2 protein-coding genes are annotated in these 848 nt (G+C 50.2%); both read right to left on the bottom strand.

Features of this window, described 5'->3' with window-relative positions; genetic code table 11:
• On the bottom strand, positions 1–373 hold a 373-nt coding region (locus WA429_RS21335), incomplete at its 3' end, for a DUF7831 domain-containing protein (RefSeq protein WP_336107925.1).
• 109 nt (positions 374–482) lie between these two features.
• A partial coding sequence (locus tag WA429_RS21330) for a hypothetical protein (RefSeq protein WP_336107924.1) occupies positions 483–848 on the bottom strand: 366 nt, incomplete at its 5' end.

The following is an 848-nucleotide window of genomic DNA, read 5'->3' as shown; positions in this document are numbered from 1 at the left end:
GGGCCTTCTCTTGCAACTTGGCAAGACCGGACCCAATACCATTTGACGGCCATACGATGTGACCACCTTCTTTGACATGGTCAAACAAGCGACGCCAATCGGTGTAGGACGCTTCTTTCCACATCTTGAAATCTGCATCGCAGAAATAGGCGGTCTCCTCTGTAGTGGGCTCTTTCTTGGTAGGAATGCCCACCGCATTGTGTTCACCACGCATCGCTTTAGCTTGGCCGCCCAATCCTTCTCGCTTCAGATTGTCTCCAAATACGAATAGCACTGCTGGTTCGCTTTGAACCATTTCGCGCGTGATATGATCACGGAACATGATTTTTGGCCGGGTGTTCTCCGGCACTGCGTCTTCGGGAAGTGGATCCATAAAACGGTTCCAGGATCCGGTAATTGGGACATATGCCTCAAGGAAGCCGTGGCTTCCATACCGGAATTTGCTCGCTCTCAGAATTGACATCATTCACGCCCTTTCTTGATCAGCTCTGCTCAGTACAGAGTGGAACGCTTGCTAGCACTTCCATCAAACGACTTTGTTGTTCTCCCTCAAGCTGCGCGGAAACCTCTTTCAAGACTTCATACATCGCAGTGACCCAGGGAACGTTGCATTCACTGGATTCTGAATGGATGGTATCGAAGAAACCTGGCTGATCGCACAGCTTGCTGTACGCATCATCTACGTTTCCTTCGAGTTCTTTTCCGAACCAGTTTTTGTAGGCCGCTTTGACCAGCCCGTCATATGCCTCGTCATACGCCCGTTCTTCATAGAACACTTGGGTATAGACACCGTTGTCGGTGTTCTGTGTCAGGGTATAGATACCCACCAAGGGCACTTGTTTGTCGCT

Origin of the sequence: Thalassospira sp. CH_XMU1420-2, from assembly GCF_037029325.1 — a bacterium.
Lineage (GTDB): Bacteria > Pseudomonadota > Alphaproteobacteria > Rhodospirillales > Thalassospiraceae > Thalassospira > Thalassospira povalilytica.
The sequence above is the reverse complement of the archived record's forward strand: the minus strand, read 5'-3'. Positions and strand labels throughout refer to the sequence as shown.